This window comes from Cytobacillus mangrovibacter, from assembly GCF_042865275.1.
GTDB lineage: Bacteria > Bacillota > Bacilli > Bacillales > Cytobacillaceae > Cytobacillus > Cytobacillus mangrovibacter.
Genome location: NZ_JBIACJ010000001.1, coordinates 149,308 through 173,769 on the forward strand (window position 1 = coordinate 149,308; position 24,462 = coordinate 173,769).

The window sequence follows — 24,462 nt, forward strand, 5'->3', positions numbered from 1 at the left end:
GAGGGGAGTGTTTTTTTTGTCTACAGTTGTACAAACTGATTTTGCAAAAATGCCTGGACATTGGGTTCTAGCTAAAATGGGGAAGCGAGTTCTGCGTCCAGGAGGAATTGAATTAACTCAAAAAATGCTTGATCACTTAGATATTTCAGAAGATGATGATGTAGCTGAATTTGCACCTGGCCTAGGTGTTACAGCTAAAATTGTACTTGATAAGAAACCGAAATCCTATATTGCCATTGAGCAAAATGAAGAGGCCGCAAAACAAGTATATAAATATTTACCTTCAAACAATGCAAGATGTGTAATTGGCAATGCCGAAGATACACAATTACCAAGTGAGTCTGTTGATGTCTTATATGGGGAAGCTATGTTGACAATGCAGTCTCCTAAGCAAAAAGAAACGATTATCGAAGAGGCTCACAGAATCTTAAGAAAAGGCGGCCGGTATGGAATTCATGAGCTTTGTTTAAACCCAAATGATATAGATGAAGAATTAAAAAATACTATTCGCAAAGATTTGGCTCAAGTCATTCGAGTGAATACAAAACCATTAACCGTCTTTGAATGGAAATCACTTTTTGAAAATAATGGATTCGATGTTGTAATCATCGAAATGCGTCCAATGCATTTATTAGAAAAAAAACGAATGATTCAAGATGAAGGAGTTAAAGGCTTTGCAAATATTGTAAAAAATATTGCAGTTAATCCTGAAGCAAGAAAACGGATTGAAGCAATGCAAGAAACTTTTAAGAAATACGAAAAGTACCTCGGAGCTATTAGCATAGTTATGGAGAAAAAGTAGTTATTTAAATTTACCACAAGCACTGCTTATTATTAGTAGTGCTTTAATTTTTGTATGAATGAAATTGGGAAAGAACAAATATTCAATCCTATGTTATGATCTATTATATGGTTTAGATTATATCTTTTGAAAAGAGGGAATAGTATGCAAAAGGATTTCTTTATTAATAATCGGAAAAATTTATATGAGAATTTAGAAGATCAATCTCTTCTTATAATGTTTGCTGGAAAAGCTCCACATAAATCCGCAGATGAAGCTTACCATTTTGTTCCGAATCGAAACTTTTATTATTTAACAGGGATTGATGTGCCAAATGTTATTTTTGTAGCTCGAAAAAATGGAAGTGAAATAGAAGAATTTCTTTTTATCGAAAAGTCTGATCCAGTATTAGAAAAATGGATTGGAAAATCAATAACAATGACTGAGGCAATTGAAGTTTCAGGAATTAAGGATCTTTTGTATCTTGATCAATTTGAATCCATCGTGTCCCAGACTCTATTTAAAGCACAGTCCTTACATATCTATTTAGATCTTGAGAGAAGAGAACTTGATTCAACAACAACAAAAGCACAACAATTTGCTAGTCAAATCCAAGCCAATTATCCATTTGCCAGCATTAATAATATTTATCCGGCAATTAGCGAGCTTCGAGTATATAAAAAACCAGAGGAAATTGAAAAAATCAAAAAAGCTATTGAAATTACTCAAAATGGAATTCGAAATCTAATGAAAAATGCAACACCAGGTATGAAAGAGTATCAATTAGAAGCTCATTTTGACTTTATCTTAAATTTTGAAGGCGTCAGGGAGCATGCCTTTCCAACCATTGTAGCCAGCGGCAAAAATGGGACAGTTCTTCATTATGAAAAGAATAATGCAACTGCGGAGAATGGAAGCCTTGTCCTACTAGATTTAGGGGCTCAATTTGAATACTATAATGCAGATATTAGTTATACCTTTCCCGTAAACGGAAAATTTACAGAAAAACAAAAAACTTATTATAATATCGTCTTAAAAGCATTGAGGGAAACAACTGCACTTATAAAACCGGGTATTCCTTTTGCTCAATTGAATGAACATACGAAGAAAATACTTGCGGATGAGTGTATCCGAGTGGGTTTGATCAAGGAAGAGTTTGAAATCAGTAATTACTATTATCATAGTGTTAGTCATTTTCTTGGACTAGATACACATGATGTCGGAGATTATAAAGATTTAATTTTACAGCCAGGTATGGTGATTACGGTAGAGCCGGGACTTTATATTGCCGAAGAAGAAATTGGTATTCGAATTGAAGATGATGTGTTAGTGACTGAAGAGGGCCATGAAGTTCTTACTAGTGATATCATTCGTTCTGTAGAGGATATTGAAGCTTTTATGAAGAAATAATGAATAAAGCTGTCCATTACAAGATTTATGGTCTAATTTCCAAATAAAAATGAAGATGATTTCCTTTACTTTATCAAGTAATTTCCAGAATTCAATCCGAGTTAGCGGGAAATACTAACCTTGAATTCTTTGGAAAGGAGATTTGTCATGAATCAATCTTTAACTCAAACAGAAGTGGAAAATCTACGCAGAATCATTGGTGAACACGGGATGATCGCGAACAAATTAGAAACGTATGCCGGTTCTGCAATGGATCCTGAATTAAAAACAATTCTTCTAAGAGATGCGCAGGCAGCAAAACAATCCCAGCAGCAGCTATTATCGTTTTTACATTAAGGAGGGATCCATATGCTTCAGGATAAGGATATTGTCAATGATTACTTAAATGGATTAAACGCTAGTTTGAAAAGTTATGCTGGCTATATCAGTGATGCTAATAATGTGGAGCTTAGACAGACATTAATCCAATTAAGAAACGGGGATGAATCTCGCCAACGGACTGTGTATAGTTACGCGCTCCAAAATGGCCATTATAAGCCCGCACAACCTGCATCACAGGAAGAAATTCAACAGATACAATCCGAATTAACCTCTGGTCAATAAAATTAAGGCAAGCCTTTCGAACTTAGATATGCCTATTAAATCAGGCCGATGAGATTTCTCAACGGCCTGAAATTCCTAGTATTATAATAGGGGATAATACGGTTCATAACGGGGATTTGTGTAATAAGGAGGCCTTTCACTGATAACTGGCAAAAGCCAACTATGTTTCATATATTTGATTCTTACTTTATCCTCTGATTGATTCATTAAAAGCCACTTCACCATTGGGCTGAATTCAACTTGCAATGATATCACCTCTTTTTTACTATACTACGTTCTGCCTCTTCAAATGGAGCAAGTCTTTCTTTCATCTTTTAGACACGCACATAACCAGCCTATCAGTCATAAAGTACCTAGGAGATATAACCATGGGGAGGTTTATCATTTGCCTAGAGAAAACAATCCTAATAAACAAATGCCAACAGAAGAAGAGTTACTAGAAATTAAAAGGTATCAATCAAATAGGGCAGCCATTTGAAGTTGCACCAACATTTGTCTACTTAGCTTCAGATGATTCCCGCTTAGTAACAGGACAGGTATTGCATGTCGATGGTGGTGAATCAACCAATTCATAAGTGCTTCCTTTCGAAATTTTTAGCACACCTATATTTTACATAGGGGAGTGAAAATGAACTGCACGTATGAATATCCATTATACAGAAGACTTAATCATATTAGTTGGTGAAGCAAATTTGTACTTTGTCACGATTGAAAACACTTCAGACTAAATTTGAAGTGTTTTTTTGATTGAAGTATATATGGTAAGATTTATATGCTAGTTGAAAGTAATGAATAATGATAGGGAGAATATAAATGACCAAAGTAGGATTAGTAATGAGGAAAATTCAATTTGCAGAAGCCCAAGGCCCGCGTATTTTTGCAGAACGCCTACAAGCAATTGGGAAAGAATTAGGGATTGATATCGTATTTATCTCTCCAGAACGGCATGTAAGCGGTTATGATTGGATTCCAGGATATGAGCATGAAAAAGGAGATCTTGTCAATTATGACATTGTCTTAGATCAGATCTATTCCAAAAAAATAGAGCATGTAATCTACACCGTTTCTGGTTTTACTTATTTAAAAATGTTTCTAAAAAATAGTGTACTGTTTCCACACAGCTTTCCTGATCCTGCCTTAACAGGGTATGATATGATGAAGCCGTTTTACCAAATTGTAGACAAGGCCATCGTTCAGACAGAATTTCTGAAAAAGGAAATGGCTCGTCATTTTGGTGTTAATGATGTAACAGTGATCCCCATCGGTTTTAACGAAACTCTTGCAAAAAAGTATTATAATCCAGCTGAAGTGATAGATAATCGGATTCTTTGGATCGGAAGGGATGAGGAAAATCGCCGGCCGGATTTAGTTATTGAATATGCTCGAAGAAATCCCGATAAAGAAGTGTTCATGGTATTTGGTGGTGAGCGTTACAGAGAAAGCATGAAAAAATATCAAATTCCAAGCAATGTAAAACTACAATTCGCTCTCTCTCAGGATGAAATTTTCACTTTAATGAATTCTTCCAAAGTGTACTGGAGCTGTTCAAAATTCGACACTTTTGCCATGCCTCTTACAGAAGCATTGGCAATGGGAAAAATTGTTGTTAAACCTGAACATCCTTGTTACGATCATATAAGTGCCAAACATTCATTTTCTGGCAATGAAAAAAATTGGTTTGAGCTGGTCAATATGGCTGCCTCCGTTCCAATAAAAGCATCGAAAGAAAATCGTGATTATGCATTTGATGCCTTTTCCAATACAGTTATGAAAGAGGGGTACCGCAACTTCTTTAATGAATGGATCACAAATTAATATAGCCGAAAAAAGTCCAATTAGTGGAACGACACTAATTGGACTTTTTCACATTTTATCTAAATAGATTTACTTTTTGCATATGAACATGAGCGTTATCTTGATTCACACGTTCCAAGTAGATGTTTGTTGTCGAGATATCTGAATGGCCAGCCCAGTCCTTTACAACAGCAAGCGGAACATCATTTTCAAGCAGCATAGTTACAAAGGTATGTCGAAACCAGTGTGGAGAAACTTTCTGGTGTTTACCGGCCAAATGAACGGCCTCTTTTACGATTTTATATAGACTCGGATAGGTTAGCCGTTTTTTATGTTCACATGGTTCTTTCTTATTATATAAAGCAAAGAAAAGCGGACTCGTATCTTCTGGATTTATTTCAACTGACTCCCCAAGACTTTTTCTATACTCAAATAGTAGTTTTTCAGACTCTTCCTTAATAGGAATGGTTCTCGGCTTATTCCCTTTACCGATCACATCTGCATATAGATAACCTTGGCGATTATAACGAAAACTTCCCCAATTTAAACTTAATAATTCACCTGCACGAAGGCCTGTTGTATAGAGAAGATAACCAATTAATAAATTACGTTTTTCTAGTTGCTCACGATTCTGATTTGTCTTCACAATTCTTGGAAAGAAGGAAAGCAAATACTCTGCATCCTTCTGATTTAATTCTCTAACTTGGACACGGGTTTGCATTTCTGGTTGAGTTTCTTCTATTATATAGTGTCCTTTTTTTGATGATGGTTTTGTTATCCAAGTGGAAAGGTGGGCCTGGTAAAATTGCGTTTCATACCCAAAGTCTAATAATCTTCGAAAAAACTCCAATTTCCTTATAGCCGACTTAGGAGCATACTTTTCTTTAATATATTTATTATAGGCTTTTACTTCTGGAAAGCCTATGTCCCGAAAACTCAAAGAATACTCAGTTAAAAAGATAAGCAATGTTTTGGCATCCGAACGGTATGCTTTTATTGTGTGAGGAGAGCGTTGCTTATCTGGTATAAATATTTTCTCTAAAAAGAACATTTCTAAAAAGTCTTGCTCAGAACTGTCAGAAAGGGAAAGATTTCGATTTTCATCAAGCAGCTGTCGATGTTCTAAATTATTTCGTAATTGCACTAAATATTGCTCACTTGTCAATTGATTAAGAATAGGCAAATCTTTCATGATGAATTCTCCTATATTTAATTTACTATAACTTTATTATGTATAGTAAAGATAATACTTAATTATCTTTACTTATAGTTTATCATAGAATATTCATTCTACCTATGAGATTTTTTCACAAAAACTTGCAATCTATTCAATGTCGGAGATTTACCCTCAGACGAAATTAGTTTTTGTTTCTAATACCGTTGGACATTCGTTTCGACACAGGGCTTTTCTTAAACACCACAAAAAACTGGGGTTAGCTAGAAGTTTTTCTATAAATTTGTAAGTAAGAGTAATAGAGGTTATTAGTTTTATTAGCATATTTGTTAGGAAGTTTGAAGATAGCATTAGCTTTAAGAATACTGCAGAAAGGTATAGATACTCTATTGATACTTAAGCAATTTAACATTTCATAAACCTCATACAAATAACCATTTACATTATATTAAAATAATATATTTTTAGTCTAAACCCGTATTTTTTGGCATTTTACATTTATTTAGCTATATTGAGATATTAATATTCACATTGATCGCAGTAAGATCAATGAAATTGAAGCAAAGAAAGGGGACAATAACGATCATCTATACAATTTAATTATTTTCTGCCATTCTACCAAGGGGACCATTTTCATCAATAATATCCTGCAGATCATAGACTGAAATCGGGAACATCGGAAAACCAACTACATAAGGTGTTATTTCGTAAAGTTGAAAGTAGATGACAAGTGCTTTATCTGCAATATAAAAATCTTGATCTGGCTTAATTTCAGTAAATGGAGCAAGAAGCTGAATATCTCTCTGTTTAATTTGCTTTTGTATCAAGGCAGAGAGCTTTTTCACATAATTACTTCCTGGTTTAAATAAATCCTTTAGCTCACAAAGCTTTCCTTTTTTTAAATCAAATGTCAATGATTTGATAATAGTCATCCCATGTGCAGCATGATAATGGTACGTATAATTTGAGAGTGACAGGCTAAGAACTTCACGTTGGTTGTTTTTGATTTTATAAGATCCGATCATTTCAACAACTGATGATGGTACCCCACCAACTAGCTCGTTAATAAGCTGCTGGGTTTGATGAACAATCTTATGATTGATATATTGTTCTAAACTTTTATTTTTCATATCAAAAACTTGAGGATAAAATACATTTTTATCCTTCCCACTACTAATCTTCTGTGTTTTAATACTTACTGGCAATGAAACAGGCATTTTCCCCATCCTTTTTCTTTTTTACCCATCTTATTCCTAAAGGAAGGAAGAGGTGATATGATTGAAGGGAAAGTGTCTTTAAAAATAGGTCAATCTACTAAGGTTTTGAGGTGAAAAGGATGACAAAAAAGAAAATCACGGTCATCGGCAGTATTAATATGGATATTGTGACAAATACAAATATCCTTCCAAAAATAGGAGAAACGGTTTTAGGAAAAGCGTTTCACACCATCCCTGGCGGAAAAGGGGCAAACCAAGCTGTTGCTGCTGCAAGATTAGGAGCAGATGTCAACTTAATCGGATGTGTTGGAGCTGACACATTTGGTCAGGAGTTAAAACAGCATTTGGCAAAACAAGGTATAAATATAGAAAATGTGGAACCGGTTACCGAAACGTCAACCGGCACCGCTTCAATTACACTTTTTGATGGTGATAATAGTATCATTGTCGTTCCAGGTGCAAACTATCATATCACACCCGAGTATATCGAAAAATTTGAAGATATGATTGCTGAGAGCGATGTTGTATTACTTCAACTTGAAATTCCTATTGAAGCTGTTGAGAAGGCAGTCGAAGTTGCTAGCAAGCATAAAGCAACAATCATTTTAAATCCTGCGCCCATTCAGCCATTATCAAAAGAGCTTCTTTCAAAAATTGACTATATAACACCAAATGAGCATGAACAAGAAATGCTATTAACTTCTTTTGATTGGACAGATGAAGAAAGAAACGAAATCACAAAAAAATGCATCGTCACTCAAGGTTCAAAAGGGGTTTCTATTTTACACGGGGATGCACTGCAAATTCCTAGTTTTAACGTCGATGTTGTAGACACGACAGGGGCTGGAGATACTTTTAATGGCGCTCTTGCCTATTGCCTAAGTATCGGTTATGAGCTTGAAGAAGCCTGCCGATTCGCTAACGCAACCGCTGCTCTATCAGTAACAAAATTTGGTGCCCAAGGCGGTATGCCAACCCTCCTCGAGGTTGAGGATTTCCTAAAGCAAAAAGGGGAAGAAATACGATGAAAAAATTAGGGATATTAAATAGTCATATATCTGAGGTGCTTTCCCGACTTGGTCATACCGATACGATTGTTATTGCAGATTGCGGACTTCCAATTCCAGATGAAACGATTCGAATTGATTTGGCTCTAAAACAAGGGGACCCAAGCTTTATTGAAACGTTAGAAACGTTGCTGGAAGATATGGAAGTTGAAAAAGTAACGCTAGCAACTGAAATAAAGGATCAGAACAAACGGATCAATGAGGAAGTCTCTACAATTCTTAATGACATCCCAATCGATTACATCTCTCATGAAGAATTTAAAGCACAAACGAAAAAAGCAAAAGCAGTCATTCGAACTGGTGAAGTAACTCCATATGCAAACATTATCTTACATGCAGGAGTTATTTTCTGATAATGTAAATCAACTATTATGAAAACTGCCGTTCATCTGAGCGGCAGTTTTCATTTTAAACATAATTCTAAGCTTATACATTGAAATCATTCGGTATATAAGAATTGGCTATTTTACCATGAAAACATTTTAGTCTGATTACTTTGTATATGGATAAGCAATTTATGATAAAAAACAACATACATATGTAATTAACGTTTTTTTGTAAAATAATCTCAATTGTCCGCCACTTTTCAGCCATGGAGGAATATCTATACTTCCAAGCATTTTGAATTTTGTTAATGGAAGGGGTACGACTGAGGTGCAATTACGGTTCATTGCAAGCCCATCTCTCCAGGATTCTAATTTCGGAATGGCGTTTCTTATTCCTTGGTGGGGATATCTAATCATTGCATTCTTATTATTTATTTTTGTTTATCTGCTGCGCAAAAATATAAACAATAAGAAAGGAAAACTGCGAAGTTCTAACAATGGAAATCATCCACAAGATCCAATCACTATTCAAAACCCTCCCTTTAACGTTATTCCTGGAAATGCACAAGCAATTGGCAAACGTGCAGAACAACAAGATTCCTTCGCTTTTTCCGATTTAAATGATGAATCATTTACAAGTGAATATGGGGTATTAGCCATTTTGGCGGATGGGATGGGTGGCATGCTTGGTGGGAAAGAAGCAAGTCAATTAGCAGTCCAGACTTTTTTGCATCACTACTTGAGTTCTTCTGAAACACATCATATTTCTGATAAGCTTCTATCTGCTTTAAAGGAGGCCAATGATTCTGTTGTACAGTTTGCACGTCAAAATGGCATGATGGGGAATGTTGGAACCACGCTTATTGCCACAGTTGTATTAAAAGATCAATTGTACTGGTTATCTGTTGGAGATAGTCGAATTTATTTAAAACAAGGGGAAAAGTTAACACAATTAACCTCGGATCATATCTATGCTAAAGAATTGGATGAAAAGGCAGCAAATCAGGAAATTACTTTTGAGGAAGCAGCGAATGATCCTCAAAGGGCGAGTTTAACTAGTTTTCTAGGATTGGAAAGGTTGGAGCAAATAGACATAGCTAAAGAGTCCGTTCCTCTCGGTAAAGGAGATGCTATTATCCTCTGCAGTGACGGTCTTTATGGTTCATTAACTCAAATGGAAATGATTGAAGGTTTCTGTACCAATTCTCCCCAGGATATAGCTGAAAACTTGATTAACTTGGTTATTTCAAAAGAAATTTCTAATCAGGATAATGCAACCATAGCACTTTTGTCAATTAAATAAACGAGATGGAAGAGGGTGATGGGAATCGTTCATTCAGTTAAGAAAAAAGGCAGCCCTTTCTTAAAATCGACACTTATATTATTTTCAGTTATCCTTGTTTTCTTCTTTACAAAACCAGCAATGGCAGAAACAAGATCAATAGATGAGCTTCGTCATAGTGTTGTTCGAATTATTTGCTACGGATTAGATGGCGGGATGTATACCGGTAGCGGATTTGCCGTTGGATCAAATGAGCCCGTCCGTCATATTGTAACGAATTACCATGTTGTCGAGCCAAATCTCAAGGGCGTTACCATCCTTCTCTCAAAGGAAGACCAAATAAATGCCGTTGTCATTGCATATGACAAAGTCAAGGATATTGCTGTACTTGAATTAGCACAGGATTTATATAAAAGACCGCCAATGGAGCTTGGGAACAGCGAAGAGACAATAGCGAGTCAAGATGTGTATGCACTTGGATTCCCTGGAGATGCTGATTTAATTGATGATACTCCTTCGGGTGATCCTGATGACGTCACAATCACGAGGGGAATCATCAGCAAAATTTCTACGCAAGGTGGAAGAGGGATTTTTCAGGTAGATGTTAGCATAAATTCTGGAAACTCCGGTGGCCCTTTATTGAATGAGCATGGCCAAGTAATCGGAATTAATACATTCGTCGTCACTACTGCTTCCGGAATTAATGGAGCAGTTAAGATTGAGGAGTTAATTCCGATATTGGAATCACGTGGAATTGAATACTTGAAAGCAAATGAAGGAGAGAAAAAAACGAATTCAAATTTACTTTGGTTAATTCTAGGTATTGCTTGTTTTGGCATTCTTATTTTAGCAGCAGCTGTTATGCTTTTTGTTTTATTACTCAGAAATAAAAGAAAGAAACCAGATCATTCAGCTGCGCTTTCACAAAAACCAATCATAAAGGGCCTGTCAGGATATTTCGCAGGACAGGTGATTGAATTAAATCAGAGTGATTTAAAAATTGGCCGTGACGCAAAGCAGTGTCAGCTTGTTTATCCACTCTCAATGGAAGAAATCAGCAGACAGCATTGTACGATTTACTTCGACAAGCATAGCCAGTCCTTTGTTATTGAAGATCATTCTACAAATGGAACGTACTTGCAATCTGGCGAAAGAATCCCAGAAGGAAAGGTGACGCAATTACGTCCAGGTGATCGTTTCTATTTAAGCTCAAGGGAAAATATGTTTGAAGTCTGTTGGGAGCGTTGAGTATATGCAATTTCAAACAGCAATTCTATCTAAAAAAGCGGGAAGGGCAGTCAATCAAGATTACGCTGCATATTCTGAATTAAACAATAGCGGCTGCTGGGTTGTTGCCGATGGATTAGGCGGACACAATGCTGGAGAGATTGCTGCAAAGATAGCTGCAGAAAGCATTATAAAAGTATATAACCATCATGACGATCATCCATCAATAGAACAAGGTATTGAAAATGCACAAAAGGCTATTCATGAGCAGCAAAGACTCTCTGCTGCAAGAAAGTCGATGAGAACAACGATTGTTGTATTAACTTGTTTGAATGATTGTGCGTATTGGGCTCATGTCGGAGATTCACGCTTGTATCACTTTAGAGATGGACAACTGCTTGTACAAACAAAGGATCATAGTGTATGCCAGGCACTTGTGAACGCAGGCGAAATCACCGCAGATCAAATTCGCAGTCATGAAGACCGGAATCGGCTTTATCGTGTATTAGGTGCTGAGGGAGCGGCAAAGCCAACTGTTAACAAAGAAGGATTGCCACTTCAACATGGAGATGCTTTCTTGTTATGCTCGGATGGTTTTTGGGAAGTAGTCTCGGAAGAAGAAATGCAGAGTACAAGATTACTAGCCTCTTCTGCTCAGGAATGGCTGCAAATGATGGAAGCGGTAGTAATTAAGCGTATGACAAAAAAACATGACAATTATAGTGCGATTACCATACTAATCAACAAGAATAAACATATAGCAATGAGGTGAAATAATGGCGGATTATGACCATCTTTGTTTTGGTTGTATGGAAGATAAAGGATCAGAACCTGTTTGTCCCCACTGCGGCTGGGAAGTCAATTCCCCCATCGAATCACCACAGCATTTGCCGCCTGGCACAATATTACAAGAAAAGTACCTTCTTGGTAGGGTGCTTGGTCATGGCGGTTTCGGAATTACGTATTTGGCCTATGATGTGAATTTAGATACAAAGCTTGCTATAAAGGAATATATGCCACGTGACTTTGCAACAAGAGCCCCCGAACAAACAATGGTTTCTGTCTTTTCAGGAGAATTAACAACCCATTTTGAAAATGGATTAATCAACTTTTTAGATGAAGCAAAAACATTGGCACAATTTAATAATCATCCGGGTATTGTTGGCGTTCGAGACTTTTTTAGAGAAAATGAAACCGCATATTTAGTGATGTATTATCTTAAAGGGATTGATTTTAAACAATATTTAGAATCCCAAGGTGGGAAAATTCCATTTCAAACCACCCTCATGATCATGATTCCTGTAATGGATGCCTTAAGGGAGGTTCACCGAACGGGAACACTACATCGCGACATTAGTCCAGATAACATTTATATAACAGCTGAAGGGCAAGTAAAGATATTGGATTTCGGCGCAGCTCGCTACGCAATGACAGCGTTTAGCAAAAGTATTTCAGTAATCTTAAAGCCTGGGTTTGCACCGGAAGAACAATATCGAAGCAAAGGAAAACAAGGGCCATGGACTGATGTATATTCAACAGCTGCCACTTTTTATCGAGCAATTGTCGGGCATGTGCCGCCTGAATCCCTTGATCGATTAGAGGAAGATACAATTAAATCCCCCTCTTCATTAGGTATTGACATTCCAGAAAAGGCCGAGGCCGCTCTAATGAAGGCGTTATCTGTTAAAGCCACCGACAGATATCAATCCATTGCAGATTTCCAACAAGATTTATTCGATGATCAGAATTTAAGTGACCAGCCAATCTCAAATGTAATGAATCATGAGAGAAAAAAAGAGATTCAGAAAAAGGATCAAGCCACCCCCCAAAAGAAAAAGACAGTTTCCAAATGGGTTTGGATTGGTGGAGGTGCTACAATCGTCCTTCTATTAATTTTCGGCATCGTTGGCTCTTTATTTCTGTTTAAGTCACTCACAGAAAATAAATCTGAAAAACCTGTAGAAAATACAACACGAGTCGAAACCGAACAGAATAGTGAAGAAAAAGAAGAGATTGCTGAGGAGACAATTAAACAACTCACGGTCCCCAATTTAGTCAATCATTATGAAGATCATGCAAAAACATTATTACAAAATGAAGGATTAAAGCTTGGCGAGATCACATATGTGGAAAGTCTATATGTAAAAAAAGGTATTGTGACAACCCAATCAATGGCGGCAGATCAACAAGCCACTGAAAATGATGTCATTAATCTGGAGGTAAGTAAAGGAATCGAACTCCCGCTTGATGAAGAAGCAATAAAGTCACAGCATCTTAAACTCGTTTATGAATATTGGGATAAAGGGTATGAATTAAACAAGCAAAAGGATTATTTCAATGCATTAAAGTACTATCTACAAGCTAGAGATATGGCAGAGATCATATATAAAGCAGACGGAAACTTTGATGCTCAATATTCCATGGGTGTGCTTGATAGGAATATCACACTTGCCAAGCGATCTTTAGGCTATTTTGAATTTGCTTTAATCGATATTGAGAGTAGCGTGGATATTCTCGAGGATCTGCTTACCAAGGACCCACTTTTTCAAAAGGATCATGTTGAATTAGCCAATTCATACGCAGATTTATCTTTTATTCAATTTTTAAATCAAATGCCAGAGGAAGCCGTTACATCAGCTGAAAAGGCAATTGAGCTGAATCCAAACACCCTTATTTATAAAGTAAATCTTGCCCATGCCTATTTATTCTCAGATCAATTCGATGCAGCTGTTGATGTATATACAAAGAATATTGATGAAAAAGTGAATGAACAACAATCATTTAAAGAATTTGTGCTGGGAGACTTCAATTATTTTAGAAAGTTCAACATTACTCACCCAGATATGGAGAAAATTGAAACCATTTATGCAAATACGGATGAAGTATACTCTGATGAAGAAGAGATTCAAAAGACAATCTATGACAACGGAATTGCGATTGAGCAAGAGGATGTTGCTGGTTATATGAGTACAATTGATCCTAAATCAGGTAGTTATCCAGTCACAGAAAAAGCAATCAAAGATTTATTTTATGCATACAACAATTTTAAATTAGTCATTGAGAGTATTGAGATTCTTGAGGTAAATGCAAATACAGCAAGAGCAAAGGTTTCTCAAGTGCTAACCTATTCAGATGGTTCACAAAGTTATCAGGCTAAATCAATAATGATCCACAATCTTGTTCAAGGTGAAGGAACTTACAAATGGTTAATTTCTACAACTGAAACAGAAGGGAGTTAGGCTATGAAGCGCTGTACAAACGGACACTACTATGACGAAACAAAACATAGCCTTTGCCCACATTGTGGTGTGAATATAGATTTAAACCTTGATGTGACAATGCCAAAACGATCAACTCAAGGGGATGACCCTGTCAAAACACAAGGGATATATCCCAATCCCAATTCAGAACTAGGGAAAACTATTGCAAAAAGACCAGAAGAGAAAAGAAGCCATCAAAGTGATGGAAAAACGGTCGCAATGATCCGTAAGCAAATGGGAATCGATCCCGTTGTTGGTTGGTTCGTTTGTATTGAAGGTCCTGATAAAGGAAAAGACTTCAGAATCCGGAATGAACGAAATTTCATTGGGCGATCTGATAAAATGGACATCTGCATTTCAGGGGATGAAGCTATATCTAGGGAGAACCATGCCATTGTTAGCTACAGTCCGAAGAAAAGACTCTTCCGCATTTATCCAGGCGATTCAAGAGGTTTAGTCTACTTAAATGATGAAGAAGTCATCACAGTAGACGAGTTAAAGCTATATGACGTAATTGAACTAGGGAAAACCAAATTAATGTTTGTTCCATTTTGCAGCGAACAGTTTGATTGGGATGCTTAATAAGCGTATAAGTAATATTGGTCAAGGGATGTTTATTCCTTGGCCTTTTTTATTTTAGTTGCTGAATAGTTTTGCTGGGATTGAATTTATTCAGCTGTTAGAAAAAACTTCAAAAATTTGACCTGGATCAATTATTAATGATAATCATTTTCAGTATAATTGCCTTGAGCGGAATAATGAGAAAATCTATTTATCATTGGGCTATTCCGCGCTAATGAAAGGAGTCTATTTGATGGAAAAATTCGAACTCAATGGAACCACGCCTATAAATGAGGAACCTCTAAAAGAGAATGTTGAAGTATGGGAGGATCTTGTAAACATAAAAAGCTTGGTTCTTTCATTAATAATATGCAGCTTTATGACACTAGGAGGATATTTTATTGCACCCAATGAACCTCCCAAGCCATTATTTTTTGGATTACTAGGGGCAGTGATAGGTTTTATTATTTGCAGTATTTTAATTAAACCAAAAAGGATTTTCCATGAGTCGGAAAGTGGGGAGTAAGGATTGGATTATGTTTTAATTTTTCAAATGATCGCAGCAGCAGTTTTGGCTGCAGCTATTTACACCGTTGTAGGTGTTGCACCAGGTACCGATGAAACAGCAACCATAGCACCTGTCATTTTAGTATTAGTGCTTTCTGGCTTAGAGCCTATCATTGTACTAACCTTCTTTATTTCTGCCATTGTTGCTTGTAAATTAACAGATTCGATTCCGGTTGCCGTCGCAGGAATTCCCGGAGGTGTGATGGCAACCCCAATGGTCGAACACGCTGTCATTCTTAAAAAGTTTGGCTTGTCTGATGTCAGCATTCGAAAAATGGCTTCAGGCTCAGTGATTGGTACACTTGTAGCCGTTCCTGTCAGTTTACTGCTGGCTAACGCATTAATCCCTATTGCAGATGTGATTAAGGAATATGCCAACCCATTATTTTTTATTGGTGCGGTCTTTTTAGCACTCATGTGTAAAAATAGATGGCTTGCCCTTGCTTCGATCATTCCATTTGCATTATTGATTCAAGGTCTGCGCTATTTATATTGGGGAGTGGGTGCCGTTCCGGAGGGGACAAATGTTTTTGTCTCATTCTTCTTAGGAATAACAATTGGTCCAGTAATTCTAACTTTATTTGAGCTGTTAAATAAAGAAAAAAGGGACAGTCTCGAACGATTTGATAAAAAGACTATCTTTATAAATAAAACAAAGCAATCAAAAGGATTTCCGAACCCATTCAAAATTTTAACGAAAAAAGAGCTTGGTATGGGAGCATTAGCCTCATTGATAGGATCCATTACTTTTATTATGAGTCCTGTTGGAATTACGATTTTTTTAGGAGAAATATTTTCTAGTCGTACAAAAGATCCGAAGAAAAAAGCAGCTCTTGCAATTGCATGTATGGAAGCACTAACAAATGCAACTTATATCGCTGGAACATTAATTCCATTAATCGCATTAGGGGTACCATTATCACCTATGGCGCTCGGACCAGCTAGTGCATTATTTAATGCACCTCCTGTTTTTTCCTTAGAACATAATATGCACCATATTTTATCTAAAGGGGATTTTGTCTGGGCAACAATCATTGGAGCGGCTATCGCTATCGGAATCACATTCTTTATTACAATAAGATTTTCCCAGCAAATTTGTGCTTTTGTCTTTAGAAGAATTCCACATGAAGCGATGCTAGGATTGTTTTTCAGCCTAGTGATATTGCTATCATTTATGGACGCTGGCTGGATTAATGTTGGTGGTGTTTTATTAATAGGATTAGTTGCTGGGATTCTTCACCGCTGGGGGATTAATTATGGTGTTCAGTTTATGGTGCTCTATTCAGCCCCTTGGATTCTATCAAAAATCGTTGGTTAAACAATTTTCAAACAAGTAAAGGCAGGTGAGTGTAAGATGATTCAACTTCCGCAAAAGATAGCCATTGGCAGTGCACATGGGAAATTAATTTTAACAGGAGAGCATGCGGCTGTGTACGGTATGCCTGCAATTGCCATTCCTTTTCCATTGGTCAAGGCTGTATCAACCGTTGAGAAAATCCCTGATGAATTGATGATTTCCTGTGAGTATTATGATGGATCTCTTGATCAGGTTCCAGATAAATTAAAAGGAATCAGAGCTTGTATATATGAAACTTTAAAAGTCTTAAACAAGCCCCAAAAGGGTTTATGGATTCGACTGAATACATCTATTCCAATCGGAAGAGGATTGGGCTCAAGTGCCGCAATTGCAATAGCTGTAGTAAAAAGCTTGTTTTCTTTTTATAGACAAACACTGAGTCATAAAGTATTAATGTCACTTGTTCATATAGCAGAAACCTTTGCTCACGGCAACCCTAGTGGAATTGATATGGAGGCAGCTTCAAGCCATTTTCCAATATGGTTTCAAAAAGGGGAAAGAGTTAAACCATTACAAATTGGCAGAACGCTTTTTATAGTTGTCGCAGATACTGGCAGGATAGGAGATACCCGTCGGGCAGTATCCATTGTAAAAGAAAATTATCAATTGAAACCTGTAATGACAAAAAAATCGATAAGACAGCTTGGCTCCATTTCTCTTGAAGCCAAAAAGGCTTTAATAACAGGTAATGTGGATGTACTTGGAAGTTTAATAGATTTAGCTCATACCGAATTGTCACAGCTCGGTGTTAGTGACAAGGGGATTGATAAACTTGTGGATGTAGCACGAAAAGAAGGAGCACTTGGTGCCAAATTGACTGGTGGAGGCAAGGGGGGCTGCATGATCGCACTAGCTCAAAATCTCTCTCAGGCCAAGGAGATGGCGAATGCCCTAATGAAAGAAGGGGCACGAAATGCTTGGTATTTTAAATTGAAAAGAGATAAGAATTTTTTTACAAGATGAAAGAGGGATCGTGATGAAAGCAACCGCAAGAGCATTTACAAATATCGCATTGATTAAGTATTGGGGAAAACGGAATGAATCGCTTTTTTTGCCAATGAACAGTAGTTTATCTATAACTCTAGATAAGTTTTACACCACAACAAGTGTTCAGTTTTGCGAATGTCTTACGAAAGATGTAGTTTTTCTTAACCATTCACTTATGGATGAAAAAGAGACAAGAAAGATTACTAGCTTTCTTGATCGATTGAGAGAAATCTCAGGAAAAAGAGTAAATGCCATTGTTAATACAATGAATAAAGTGCCAATCTCAGCTGGACTTGCTTCATCTGCCTCTGGCTTTGCCGCGTTAGCTGCCGCTGCTGCAAAAGCAATGAATCTTAATTTAGATAAAAAAGGATTATCACAGCTTGCACGTCAAGGTTCTGGATCAGCCTGCCGATCTATTTATGGTGGATATGTTGAGTGGCAAAGAGGGGAAATGGAGGACGGAACGGATTCATATGCTTCACCGATTATGGACGGACAAGACTGGAATCTTAGCATTCTTTCAGTAATTTTATCTTCTGAACCTAAAAAAGTATCAAGCAGAGATGGTATGAAACGGACTGTAGAGTCTTCACCATTTTACTCGAACTGGGTTGCTGAGGCGGAAAAAGACCTTCAAACAGCAAAAAATGCTATTAGTAAGCGTGACTTCGAGATGCTTGGAAAGGTTGTGGAAGCTAATGCATTAAAAATGCATGCTACTACACTTGGAGCTGATCCGCCGTTTATGTATTGGCAGGGTACAACTTATCATGTCATGCAAAAAGTTCAAGAACTGCGGCAATCGGGTATTCAAGCCTATTTTACAATTGATGCTGGCCCGAATGTAAAGATTCTCTGTCAGCCAGAGGATGAGCAGTATATACGTAAGGAAATGTTGGATTTGCCATTTGTTCAGGATGTGCATCTTTGCCATCCAGGGCCTGGTGTCACCTATCTTTCAAATTCTAAATACTAACACAACAACCAACTTGTGGAGGGATCATTTATGACCTATTCAGGTTATCGTGTAAAAGTCCCGGGGAAACTTCTTATTGCCGGTGAATACGCTGTTCTCGAACCAAAGCAGAAAGCAGTAGTTATTGCAGTTAACCGTTATATTACAGCTACGATCGAGCCAAGAAGTGAAAACATGCTTTTACTTCCAATGTTAGGTTACGATCGTTTAACATGGGAAAATAGAGGAAATACGATTCAATTTAACCTATCGGATCCGCGATTAAAGTTTATTCAACATTCGATTGAAGTCACAAAGCAATTTTTGCAGGAACGTTCTATTGACCTGCAGCCTTTTCATTTAACGATTACTAGTGAACTTAATGATCCTATAAGCGGGAGGAAGTATGGGCTTGGCTCAAGTGCAGCAGTTGTTGTAGCCGTTGTATCAGCCATATTAAAACTGCATTGTCATAAGAACCCTCCTCTTGAACAAGTCTTTAAACTCTCAGCGATTGCCCATTTAAAAGGACAAAAGAGCGGATCGGGGATTGATATTGCAGCCTCCACATATGGCGGATGGCTGATGTATTCTTCTTTTCAACCGAAATGGGTATTAAATGAATTGAAGAAGAGGACAAAACTTACCGACCTAATTGAAAAGCCTTGGCCAAATTTAACTATTTCCCCATTGATTGCACCCTCATGTCTTACATTATGTGTCGGCTGGACGAAAGAAGAAGCATCTACCGGATCACTTCTTAAGAAGATTATCAGCTTTCAAAGTAAGCGCCCGGAGGATTATGAGCGATTTCTAATAGAAAGCTCACACGCTGTTGAAAAGCTGCGGAAGAGTTTTATAGAAAATGATTGTATAGGAGCTCTCTCAAGTCTCTCAGAAAACCACCTTGCCCTTAAGGCATTAGGTGAACAGGCAGGCATCAAAATTGAAACCATAAAGCTTAAAGATTTATTGTCTGCTGCTGAAAAATATGGCAGTTGTAAATCATCAGGTGCTGGAGGCGGAGATTGCGGAATTGTCTTCATGAAAGGAGATAAACATAGAGAAGCACTCTATAAGGCTTGGAGAAATGCAGATATAGAACCATTAAAATTAAAAACTTCAGAAAAGGGTGTGTCAGTTACTGAATATAACTGTGAACCGTCTTTAGAAGAATATCTAGCTATTTTTTAATACTAAAATTGAAAACTGTAAGGAGAAAAATCGATATTAAAACGGGAGCCATGAATGGATCATGGCTCCCGAAACTTTTTAAATATGCAAATAAAACCTTATATGGCCTTCAAATAATACCAAACCATATTTGTAAATCTATTTACTTGCGGTTCAATTGTTGTTTCATCAAATAATTGTTTAAACGGTTTTAATAATTTTTGAAGTACGATCTTTCTTATGCGTTCACGTTGTAATTCGCTTATTATCACATCATATAAATCTTGTTGTTCCTCATTAAAGTCATATTGCTCCAAAAGTCGATCGGCTAATTCCATTAATTCTTTTTTCGTTACTACATTTTTATCAACATTTGTGCGTAATAAATCAATGGCGGAATAATTTTGCATAAAGCTACCATTCTTCATCATGGTTGGCATAATGATTTCGATATACGACAAAATTACCTCTACTAAATGATTTAATGAATACGGGCTATTCGTGATTCGTATTGTAAATAACATATGCTGCAGCATCCCATAAAACAATATAGTTCCCTCAAAAGCAAATTCTCGAATTTCTTCTCCCATGACCTCGATAAACCGATTGGAGAGCCATTCCATTTCGAAAACTCGATGCTGCAGCACTAATTTCTTCAGTTCTGTTTCATTAGAATGCAAAATCGCCTCAAAAAGTGCATGTAAATTTTTTTCCTCATTCAACCGAATTAATATTGTAATTTGTTCAATAAAAACTTTGCGATCTTGTGGGTCTTTACCGATTTGCATCGCCGCACGCTGTTGGGTTGCATCATAACGGAGTGATTCTAATATTTCTGCAATACAATCATTTTTTGAGGAGAAATAATTGTAGAAGGTGCCTTTAGATATATTCGCTTTTTCAATAATTTCCTGAATAGAAGTTTGCTGAATGCCTTTTTCAACAAACAACTGAAATGCAATATCTGCAACTTTCCTTTTTCGATTGTTCATGCCATCCTCCAGTCTTCTCTATACAAATAGTATAATTTTCTTACTCTAGAAACACAATGGTTCAAGCAGCGGGTTCTTCGGTAATGGGACCTTTATTAATGAATGTTATGTTAGTAAGCTTTCCTCGTGAAAAACGTGGTGCAGCAATGGGTGTGTTGGGTTTAGTTATGATTACTGCTCCTGCAATTGGTCCTACATTATCAGGTTATATCGTAGAGTACTACGATTGGAGCGTTCTTTTCAAAATGATCCTGCCATTAGCTATCATTAGTTTATTACTTGCTATTTGGAAGCTTGAAAATGTAATGGATCAAAACAAAAAGGCAAAGCTAGATTATATCTCAGTTGTCGTATCTTGTATCGGTTTTGGTGGGGTATTATATGGAGTCAGTTCCGCAAGCTCAAGAGGGTGGTCTGATTCAATCGTATTAACTACAATAATTGTTGGTGTGATTGCATTAGTTACTTTCATTGTCCGCCAATTAAAAATGGATGAACCGTTATTAGATTTACGAGTTTTCAAGTATCCTATGTTTACACTTGCATTAGTGATTGCAGTTGTAAATGCAGTAGCAATGTTCTCTGGAATGATTTTAACTCCAGCATATGTGCAGGATGTACGCGGGATTTCACCACTTGATTCAGGATTAATGATATTACCTGGTGCGATTATTATGGGAATAATGTCACCAATTACAGGAAAGCTATTCGATAAATTCGGTCCACGTTTATTAGGAGTAGTCGGGCTTGTCATCACTGCTATTTCTACTTACATGCTAGCAAACTTGCAAATAGATTCTAGTGTCACCTACATTATCATCATTTACACATTGCGTATGTTCGGGATGTCCATGGTTATGATGCCGATTATGACAAATGGCTTAAACCAGTTACCAACTCGTTTAAATCCGCATGGTACTGCAATTAACAATACAGCCCAGCAAGTATCTGGTTCAATTGGTACAGCTATTCTCGTAACGATTATGAACTCAGTTACGAAATCAGAAGCGGAAAGCTTAATGACTGGCGTTGATCCAACAACATTAACTGAAGCTTCAACAGCCTCATTAACACAACAAGCATTACTAGCTGGAATTCAATATTCATTCTATGTAGCTCTAGCAATTAATATTGCTGTTCTCGTATTATCTTTCTTTGTAAAGCGTGTTGATACAAGTACGGAAGCAGTTAGCACATTAGAAAAACAAAACAATGCTTCGACAAAACCATTAACAAACTAAAATTTTTTTCAACGGTTTGATCACATTCGTGAATTTCAGTCATGGATGTGATCGAACCTTTTTTTGTTGGTTCTCATTGCACCCCCTCCAATACGTTTTTACTTAAAATTATCAATCATGTATGATAAAAAAGAAGATGAACTCAAATATGAGTATGTAAAGGACTAATTAGGTGATCGGATGCAACCCAAAATAAATCTCTCTGTACGCACATTAGTTGAATATGTTTATCTTAGTGGAAGTATTGACAATAGATTTCGAACCGCAAACACCATGTCAGATGGGACAAAAGCGCATAAGGCAATTCAAAATACGTATCTTGAAACGGATCAAAAAGAAGTTTATCTTAAGACTGAGATTGAACATGAAACAATGATTTTTTTGATTGAGGGCCGCTGTGACGGGCTGATTTTCCGCAATAATGAAATCATGATTGACGAAATTAAATCAACGTCAAAAGACTTGAGCACGATAGAAGAGGAATCTTATCCAGTACACTGGGCTCAAGCGAAGGTGTATGCCTATATTTATGCAAAAGATCATGAACTCCAAGAAATGAATGTTCAATTAACTTACATACATATCGTGACAGACGAGCAGAAGAAATTCCAAAAACGATTTACCCTTCAGGAACTGGAAAAATTCGCAAATGAACTCGTACAGCACTATTCGCCTTATGCCTCACTTATGAACGAGCATCGATTACGTAGAAATCAAAGCATAACGGAATTACCTTTTCCCTTTGAAAAATACAGAGAGGGGCAACGGAAGCTGGCAGGTGCTGTTTATAAAACAATATCTGAGGAAAAAAATATTTTTGCAAATGCACCAACAGGAATCGGTAAAACGATTTCTACCATTTTTCCAACCGTGAAGACGATTGGAGAAGGTAAACTTGATCGACTGTTTTATTTAACTGCCAAAACGATCACAAGACAGAGCGCAGAGGATGCTTTTTCCCATTTGAAAAATAAAGGGCTCGTTTTTAGTGCTGTAACGATTACGGCAAAAGATAAAGTCTGTTTTAAAGAAGAAACCATTTGTCAAAAGGAATACTGTGAATTTGCGAATGGATATTATGATCGAGTTAATGAAGCCATTTTAGATATATTTTCTCATGAAACATTTATTAATCGAGAGACCATTGAGAAATATGCGAGAAAACATACGCTTTGTCCATTTGAGTTTTCTTTGGACCTAGCATTTGTGGCGGATGCGATTATTTGCGATTATAACTATATTTTTGACCCGAAAGTATCATTAAAGCGTTTTTTTGATAAGCATAAACGACAATCTGCCTTGTTAATAGACGAAGCACATAATCTAGTGGATCGTGCTCGTGAGATGTTTTCAGCAGAAGTATTGAAGTCAAACTTCCTTACACTGAAACGTGAATATAAAGATACCGACTTGTACAATTCTGTCACAAAACTGAACAAATATTTTATTGAAATAAAGAAAAAATGTTCAGAGAAAGGCCATCTTGTGTTAAAGGATTTACAAGTGGACCTGATTGAATTGCTTGAAGAATTTGTTCATCACGCGGAGATTGAATTGTTTCAACAAGCAAAATCAGACGGGCCATTGCTGATGGATACATATTTTGAAGCAATAGGATTTGTACGAATTTCAAAACTATATGATGAACGATATGTGACCTATGTACAAGCGGAGAAAAATGACGTCCATTTAAAAATGTTCTGTTTGGATCCTTCTCATTTGTTGCAACAGATTCGCAAAAAATTTCGATCGACAATCTATTTTTCTGCCACACTATTGCCACTTCCATATTTTATGGATATGCTTGGTGGCTTACCAGAGGATTATTTTATAAAAATCCCTTCACCATTTGCAAAGGAACAATCTGACGTATTCATTCAACCATTATCTACTCGATATCATGATAGAGACCATACGAAAAAACAAATAACAGAAATGCTTTCAAAACTAGTTGAAGTGCGAAGTGGAAACTACTTGATATTCTTTCCTTCCTATCAATATATGAAAAATGGATATGAAGAATTCTCAACGACGTATCCCAACATTCGTACAATCATCCAAATGAAAAGGATGACAGAAGAGGAACGGGACCTTTTCTTAGAAGAGTTTAAAGTAGAGAGCTCAGAACCACTAATTGGCTTTGCTGTATTAGGAGGGATTTTTTCTGAAGGTGTCGATTTAAAAGGAAATAGGCTTAATGGGGTCATTGTGGTTGGAGTCGGCTTGCCTCAGCTTTGTTTAGAACGCAATATAATAAAAGATTATTTTCAAACAACAAAAAATAATGGATATGATTACGCCTATACCTTCCCTGGAATTAACAAGGTCATTCAAGCAGGAGGAAGATTAATAAGAACGGAAACAGATTCTGGGACAATTGTACTGGTAGATGATCGGTTTCTAACACAGAAATATCAAGGACTTTTCCCTGTTGAATGGCGAGATTTTAAGATTATTTAAAAAATAGAGAAAAACGGATGAGATG

22 protein-coding genes and 2 pseudogenes are annotated in these 24,462 nt (G+C 36.8%); 20 read left to right on the forward strand and 4 right to left on the reverse strand.

The genetic code is table 11. The features are described from left to right. Window positions 1-16 precede the first annotated feature (16 nt). The 4 genes from ACFYKT_RS00755 (at window position 17) to ACFYKT_RS00770 (ending at window position 2,794) form a co-directional block, all read left to right on the forward strand. Window positions 17-802: a class I SAM-dependent methyltransferase gene (locus ACFYKT_RS00755; protein WP_389214020.1), complete on the forward strand. Its 786-nt coding sequence runs from the start codon at window positions 17-19 to the stop codon at window positions 800-802. 144 nt (window positions 803-946) lie between these two features. Beyond that, window positions 947-2,191 (forward strand): aminopeptidase P family protein, encoded by a 1,245-nt coding sequence (locus tag ACFYKT_RS00760; protein WP_389214022.1) that lies wholly within the window; start codon window positions 947-949, stop codon window positions 2,189-2,191. A 147-nt stretch (window positions 2,192-2,338) separates the two neighbouring features. After that, window positions 2,339-2,527, forward strand: coding sequence for a hypothetical protein (locus ACFYKT_RS00765; protein WP_389214025.1), 189 nt, complete (start codon window positions 2,339-2,341; stop codon window positions 2,525-2,527). 12 nt (window positions 2,528-2,539) lie between these two features. After that, the gene (locus tag ACFYKT_RS00770) at window positions 2,540-2,794 is read left to right on the forward strand and encodes a spore coat protein (protein WP_389214028.1); all 255 of its coding nucleotides are present in this window, start codon (window positions 2,540-2,542) and stop codon (window positions 2,792-2,794) included. An 81-nt stretch (window positions 2,795-2,875) separates the two neighbouring features. Here the strand turns inward: ACFYKT_RS00770 and ACFYKT_RS00775 are convergent, their stop codons facing one another. Then, a complete protein-coding gene (locus ACFYKT_RS00775) occupies window positions 2,876-3,040 on the reverse strand; it encodes a hypothetical protein (RefSeq protein ID WP_389214031.1) in 165 nt (54 codons plus the stop codon). Between the two features lie 221 nt (window positions 3,041-3,261). Here ACFYKT_RS00775 and ACFYKT_RS00780 point away from each other — a divergent pair. Next, window positions 3,262-3,369: pseudogene (locus ACFYKT_RS00780) on the forward strand (SDR family oxidoreductase); the annotation flags it as partial. A gap of 238 nt (window positions 3,370-3,607) precedes the next feature. Continuing rightward, entirely contained in the window at window positions 3,608-4,609 is a 1,002-nt protein-coding gene (locus ACFYKT_RS00785) for a glycosyltransferase (protein ID WP_389214035.1), read from the forward strand. Between the two features lie 55 nt (window positions 4,610-4,664). On the opposite strand, the gene ACFYKT_RS00790 is transcribed toward ACFYKT_RS00785, so the two are convergent. Both ACFYKT_RS00790 and ACFYKT_RS00795 read right to left on the reverse strand, forming a co-directional pair. Next, window positions 4,665-5,780, reverse strand: a complete 1,116-nt coding sequence (locus tag ACFYKT_RS00790) for a tyrosine-type recombinase/integrase (RefSeq protein WP_389214037.1) — start codon at window positions 5,778-5,780, stop codon at window positions 4,665-4,667. A 578-nt stretch (window positions 5,781-6,358) separates the two neighbouring features. Then, window positions 6,359-6,979: a DUF3298 and DUF4163 domain-containing protein gene (locus tag ACFYKT_RS00795; RefSeq protein ID WP_389214040.1), complete on the reverse strand. Its 621-nt coding sequence runs from the start codon at window positions 6,977-6,979 to the stop codon at window positions 6,359-6,361. Window positions 6,980-7,098: 119 nt separating this feature from the next. Between ACFYKT_RS00795 and rbsK the strand changes: the two genes are divergently transcribed. The 12 genes from rbsK to ACFYKT_RS00855 all read left to right on the forward strand — a co-directional run bounded on the left by rbsK (window position 7,099) and on the right by ACFYKT_RS00855 (window position 19,765). Then, a complete protein-coding gene (gene rbsK / locus ACFYKT_RS00800) occupies window positions 7,099-8,007 on the forward strand; it encodes a ribokinase (protein ID WP_389214042.1) in 909 nt (302 codons plus the stop codon). After that, the gene (gene rbsD, locus ACFYKT_RS00805) at window positions 8,004-8,399 is read left to right on the forward strand and encodes a D-ribose pyranase (protein ID WP_389214045.1); all 396 of its coding nucleotides are present in this window, start codon (window positions 8,004-8,006) and stop codon (window positions 8,397-8,399) included. The genes rbsK and rbsD overlap by 4 nt, the downstream gene beginning before the upstream one ends. A gap of 301 nt (window positions 8,400-8,700) precedes the next feature. Beyond that, on the forward strand, window positions 8,701-9,675 hold the full coding sequence (locus ACFYKT_RS00810; RefSeq protein ID WP_389214048.1) for a PP2C family protein-serine/threonine phosphatase: 975 nt from the start codon (window positions 8,701-8,703) through the stop codon (window positions 9,673-9,675). A gap of 18 nt (window positions 9,676-9,693) precedes the next feature. Continuing rightward, window positions 9,694-10,902, forward strand: a complete 1,209-nt coding sequence (locus tag ACFYKT_RS00815) for a trypsin-like peptidase domain-containing protein (protein ID WP_389214050.1) — start codon at window positions 9,694-9,696, stop codon at window positions 10,900-10,902. Between the two features lie 4 nt (window positions 10,903-10,906). After that, window positions 10,907-11,653 carry a PP2C family protein-serine/threonine phosphatase gene (locus ACFYKT_RS00820; RefSeq protein WP_389214053.1) on the forward strand — a complete coding sequence of 249 codons (747 nt, stop codon included), beginning with the start codon at window positions 10,907-10,909 and terminating at the stop codon, window positions 11,651-11,653. A gap of 4 nt (window positions 11,654-11,657) precedes the next feature. Beyond that, window positions 11,658-14,120, forward strand: coding sequence for a protein kinase domain-containing protein (locus ACFYKT_RS00825; RefSeq protein WP_389214056.1), 2,463 nt, complete (start codon window positions 11,658-11,660; stop codon window positions 14,118-14,120). A gap of 3 nt (window positions 14,121-14,123) precedes the next feature. Beyond that, window positions 14,124-14,723: an FHA domain-containing protein gene (locus ACFYKT_RS00830; protein WP_389214059.1), complete on the forward strand. Its 600-nt coding sequence runs from the start codon at window positions 14,124-14,126 to the stop codon at window positions 14,721-14,723. Between the two features lie 232 nt (window positions 14,724-14,955). Then, entirely contained in the window at window positions 14,956-15,228 is a 273-nt protein-coding gene (locus tag ACFYKT_RS00835) for a hypothetical protein (RefSeq protein ID WP_389214062.1), read from the forward strand. A 3-nt stretch (window positions 15,229-15,231) separates the two neighbouring features. Continuing rightward, complete coding sequence (locus tag ACFYKT_RS00840; protein ID WP_389214065.1) at window positions 15,232-16,587, forward strand: tripartite tricarboxylate transporter permease; 1,356 nt, start codon at window positions 15,232-15,234, stop codon at window positions 16,585-16,587. A gap of 36 nt (window positions 16,588-16,623) precedes the next feature. Further along, window positions 16,624-17,589: a mevalonate kinase gene (mvk, locus tag ACFYKT_RS00845; RefSeq protein WP_389214068.1), complete on the forward strand. Its 966-nt coding sequence runs from the start codon at window positions 16,624-16,626 to the stop codon at window positions 17,587-17,589. A 13-nt stretch (window positions 17,590-17,602) separates the two neighbouring features. After that, window positions 17,603-18,592, forward strand: coding sequence for a diphosphomevalonate decarboxylase (mvaD, locus tag ACFYKT_RS00850; protein ID WP_389214071.1), 990 nt, complete (start codon window positions 17,603-17,605; stop codon window positions 18,590-18,592). Between the two features lie 30 nt (window positions 18,593-18,622). Further along, window positions 18,623-19,765 carry a phosphomevalonate kinase gene (locus ACFYKT_RS00855; protein ID WP_389214074.1) on the forward strand — a complete coding sequence of 381 codons (1,143 nt, stop codon included), beginning with the start codon at window positions 18,623-18,625 and terminating at the stop codon, window positions 19,763-19,765. A 98-nt stretch (window positions 19,766-19,863) separates the two neighbouring features. Here the strand turns inward: ACFYKT_RS00855 and ACFYKT_RS00860 are convergent, their stop codons facing one another. Continuing rightward, a complete protein-coding gene (locus ACFYKT_RS00860; RefSeq protein WP_389214077.1) occupies window positions 19,864-20,736 on the reverse strand; it encodes a TetR/AcrR family transcriptional regulator in 873 nt (290 codons plus the stop codon). 56 nt (window positions 20,737-20,792) lie between these two features. Here ACFYKT_RS00860 and ACFYKT_RS00865 point away from each other — a divergent pair. After that, window positions 20,793-21,977 (forward strand): annotated as a pseudogene (locus ACFYKT_RS00865) (DHA2 family efflux MFS transporter permease subunit); the annotation flags it as partial. Window positions 21,978-22,157: 180 nt separating this feature from the next. After that, complete coding sequence (locus tag ACFYKT_RS00870) at window positions 22,158-24,437, forward strand: ATP-dependent DNA helicase (protein WP_389214080.1); 2,280 nt, start codon at window positions 22,158-22,160, stop codon at window positions 24,435-24,437. The last annotated feature ends 25 nt before the right edge of the window (window positions 24,438-24,462 follow it).

Bases quoted from the DNA above. Each gene is read 5' to 3' on its own strand.
- ACFYKT_RS00835 (WP_389214062.1), top strand. From the start codon at position 14,956: ATGGAAAAATTCGAACTCAATGGAACCACGCCTATAAATGAGGAACCT.
- ACFYKT_RS00830 (WP_389214059.1), top strand. From the start codon at position 14,124: ATGAAGCGCTGTACAAACGGACACTACTATGACGAAACAAAACATAGC.
- mvaD (WP_389214071.1), top strand. From the start codon at position 17,603: ATGAAAGCAACCGCAAGAGCATTTACAAATATCGCATTGATTAAGTAT.
- ACFYKT_RS00785 (WP_389214035.1), top strand. From the start codon at position 3,608: ATGACCAAAGTAGGATTAGTAATGAGGAAAATTCAATTTGCAGAAGCC.
- ACFYKT_RS00855 (WP_389214074.1), top strand. From the start codon at position 18,623: ATGACCTATTCAGGTTATCGTGTAAAAGTCCCGGGGAAACTTCTTATT.
- ACFYKT_RS00820 (WP_389214053.1), top strand. From the start codon at position 10,907: ATGCAATTTCAAACAGCAATTCTATCTAAAAAAGCGGGAAGGGCAGTC.
- ACFYKT_RS00790 (WP_389214037.1), bottom strand. From the start codon at position 5,780: ATGAAAGATTTGCCTATTCTTAATCAATTGACAAGTGAGCAATATTTA.
- ACFYKT_RS00770 (WP_389214028.1), top strand. From the start codon at position 2,540: ATGCTTCAGGATAAGGATATTGTCAATGATTACTTAAATGGATTAAAC.
- ACFYKT_RS00795 (WP_389214040.1), bottom strand. From the start codon at position 6,979: ATGCCTGTTTCATTGCCAGTAAGTATTAAAACACAGAAGATTAGTAGT.
- rbsK (WP_389214042.1), top strand. From the start codon at position 7,099: ATGACAAAAAAGAAAATCACGGTCATCGGCAGTATTAATATGGATATT.
- ACFYKT_RS00870 (WP_389214080.1), top strand. From the start codon at position 22,158: ATGCAACCCAAAATAAATCTCTCTGTACGCACATTAGTTGAATATGTT.
- ACFYKT_RS00765 (WP_389214025.1), top strand. From the start codon at position 2,339: ATGAATCAATCTTTAACTCAAACAGAAGTGGAAAATCTACGCAGAATC.
- ACFYKT_RS00860 (WP_389214077.1), bottom strand. From the start codon at position 20,736: ATGAACAATCGAAAAAGGAAAGTTGCAGATATTGCATTTCAGTTGTTT.
- ACFYKT_RS00825 (WP_389214056.1), top strand. From the start codon at position 11,658: ATGGCGGATTATGACCATCTTTGTTTTGGTTGTATGGAAGATAAAGGA.
- ACFYKT_RS00815 (WP_389214050.1), top strand. From the start codon at position 9,694: ATGGGAATCGTTCATTCAGTTAAGAAAAAAGGCAGCCCTTTCTTAAAA.
- ACFYKT_RS00760 (WP_389214022.1), top strand. From the start codon at position 947: ATGCAAAAGGATTTCTTTATTAATAATCGGAAAAATTTATATGAGAAT.
- rbsD (WP_389214045.1), top strand. From the start codon at position 8,004: ATGAAAAAATTAGGGATATTAAATAGTCATATATCTGAGGTGCTTTCC.
- mvk (WP_389214068.1), top strand. From the start codon at position 16,624: ATGATTCAACTTCCGCAAAAGATAGCCATTGGCAGTGCACATGGGAAA.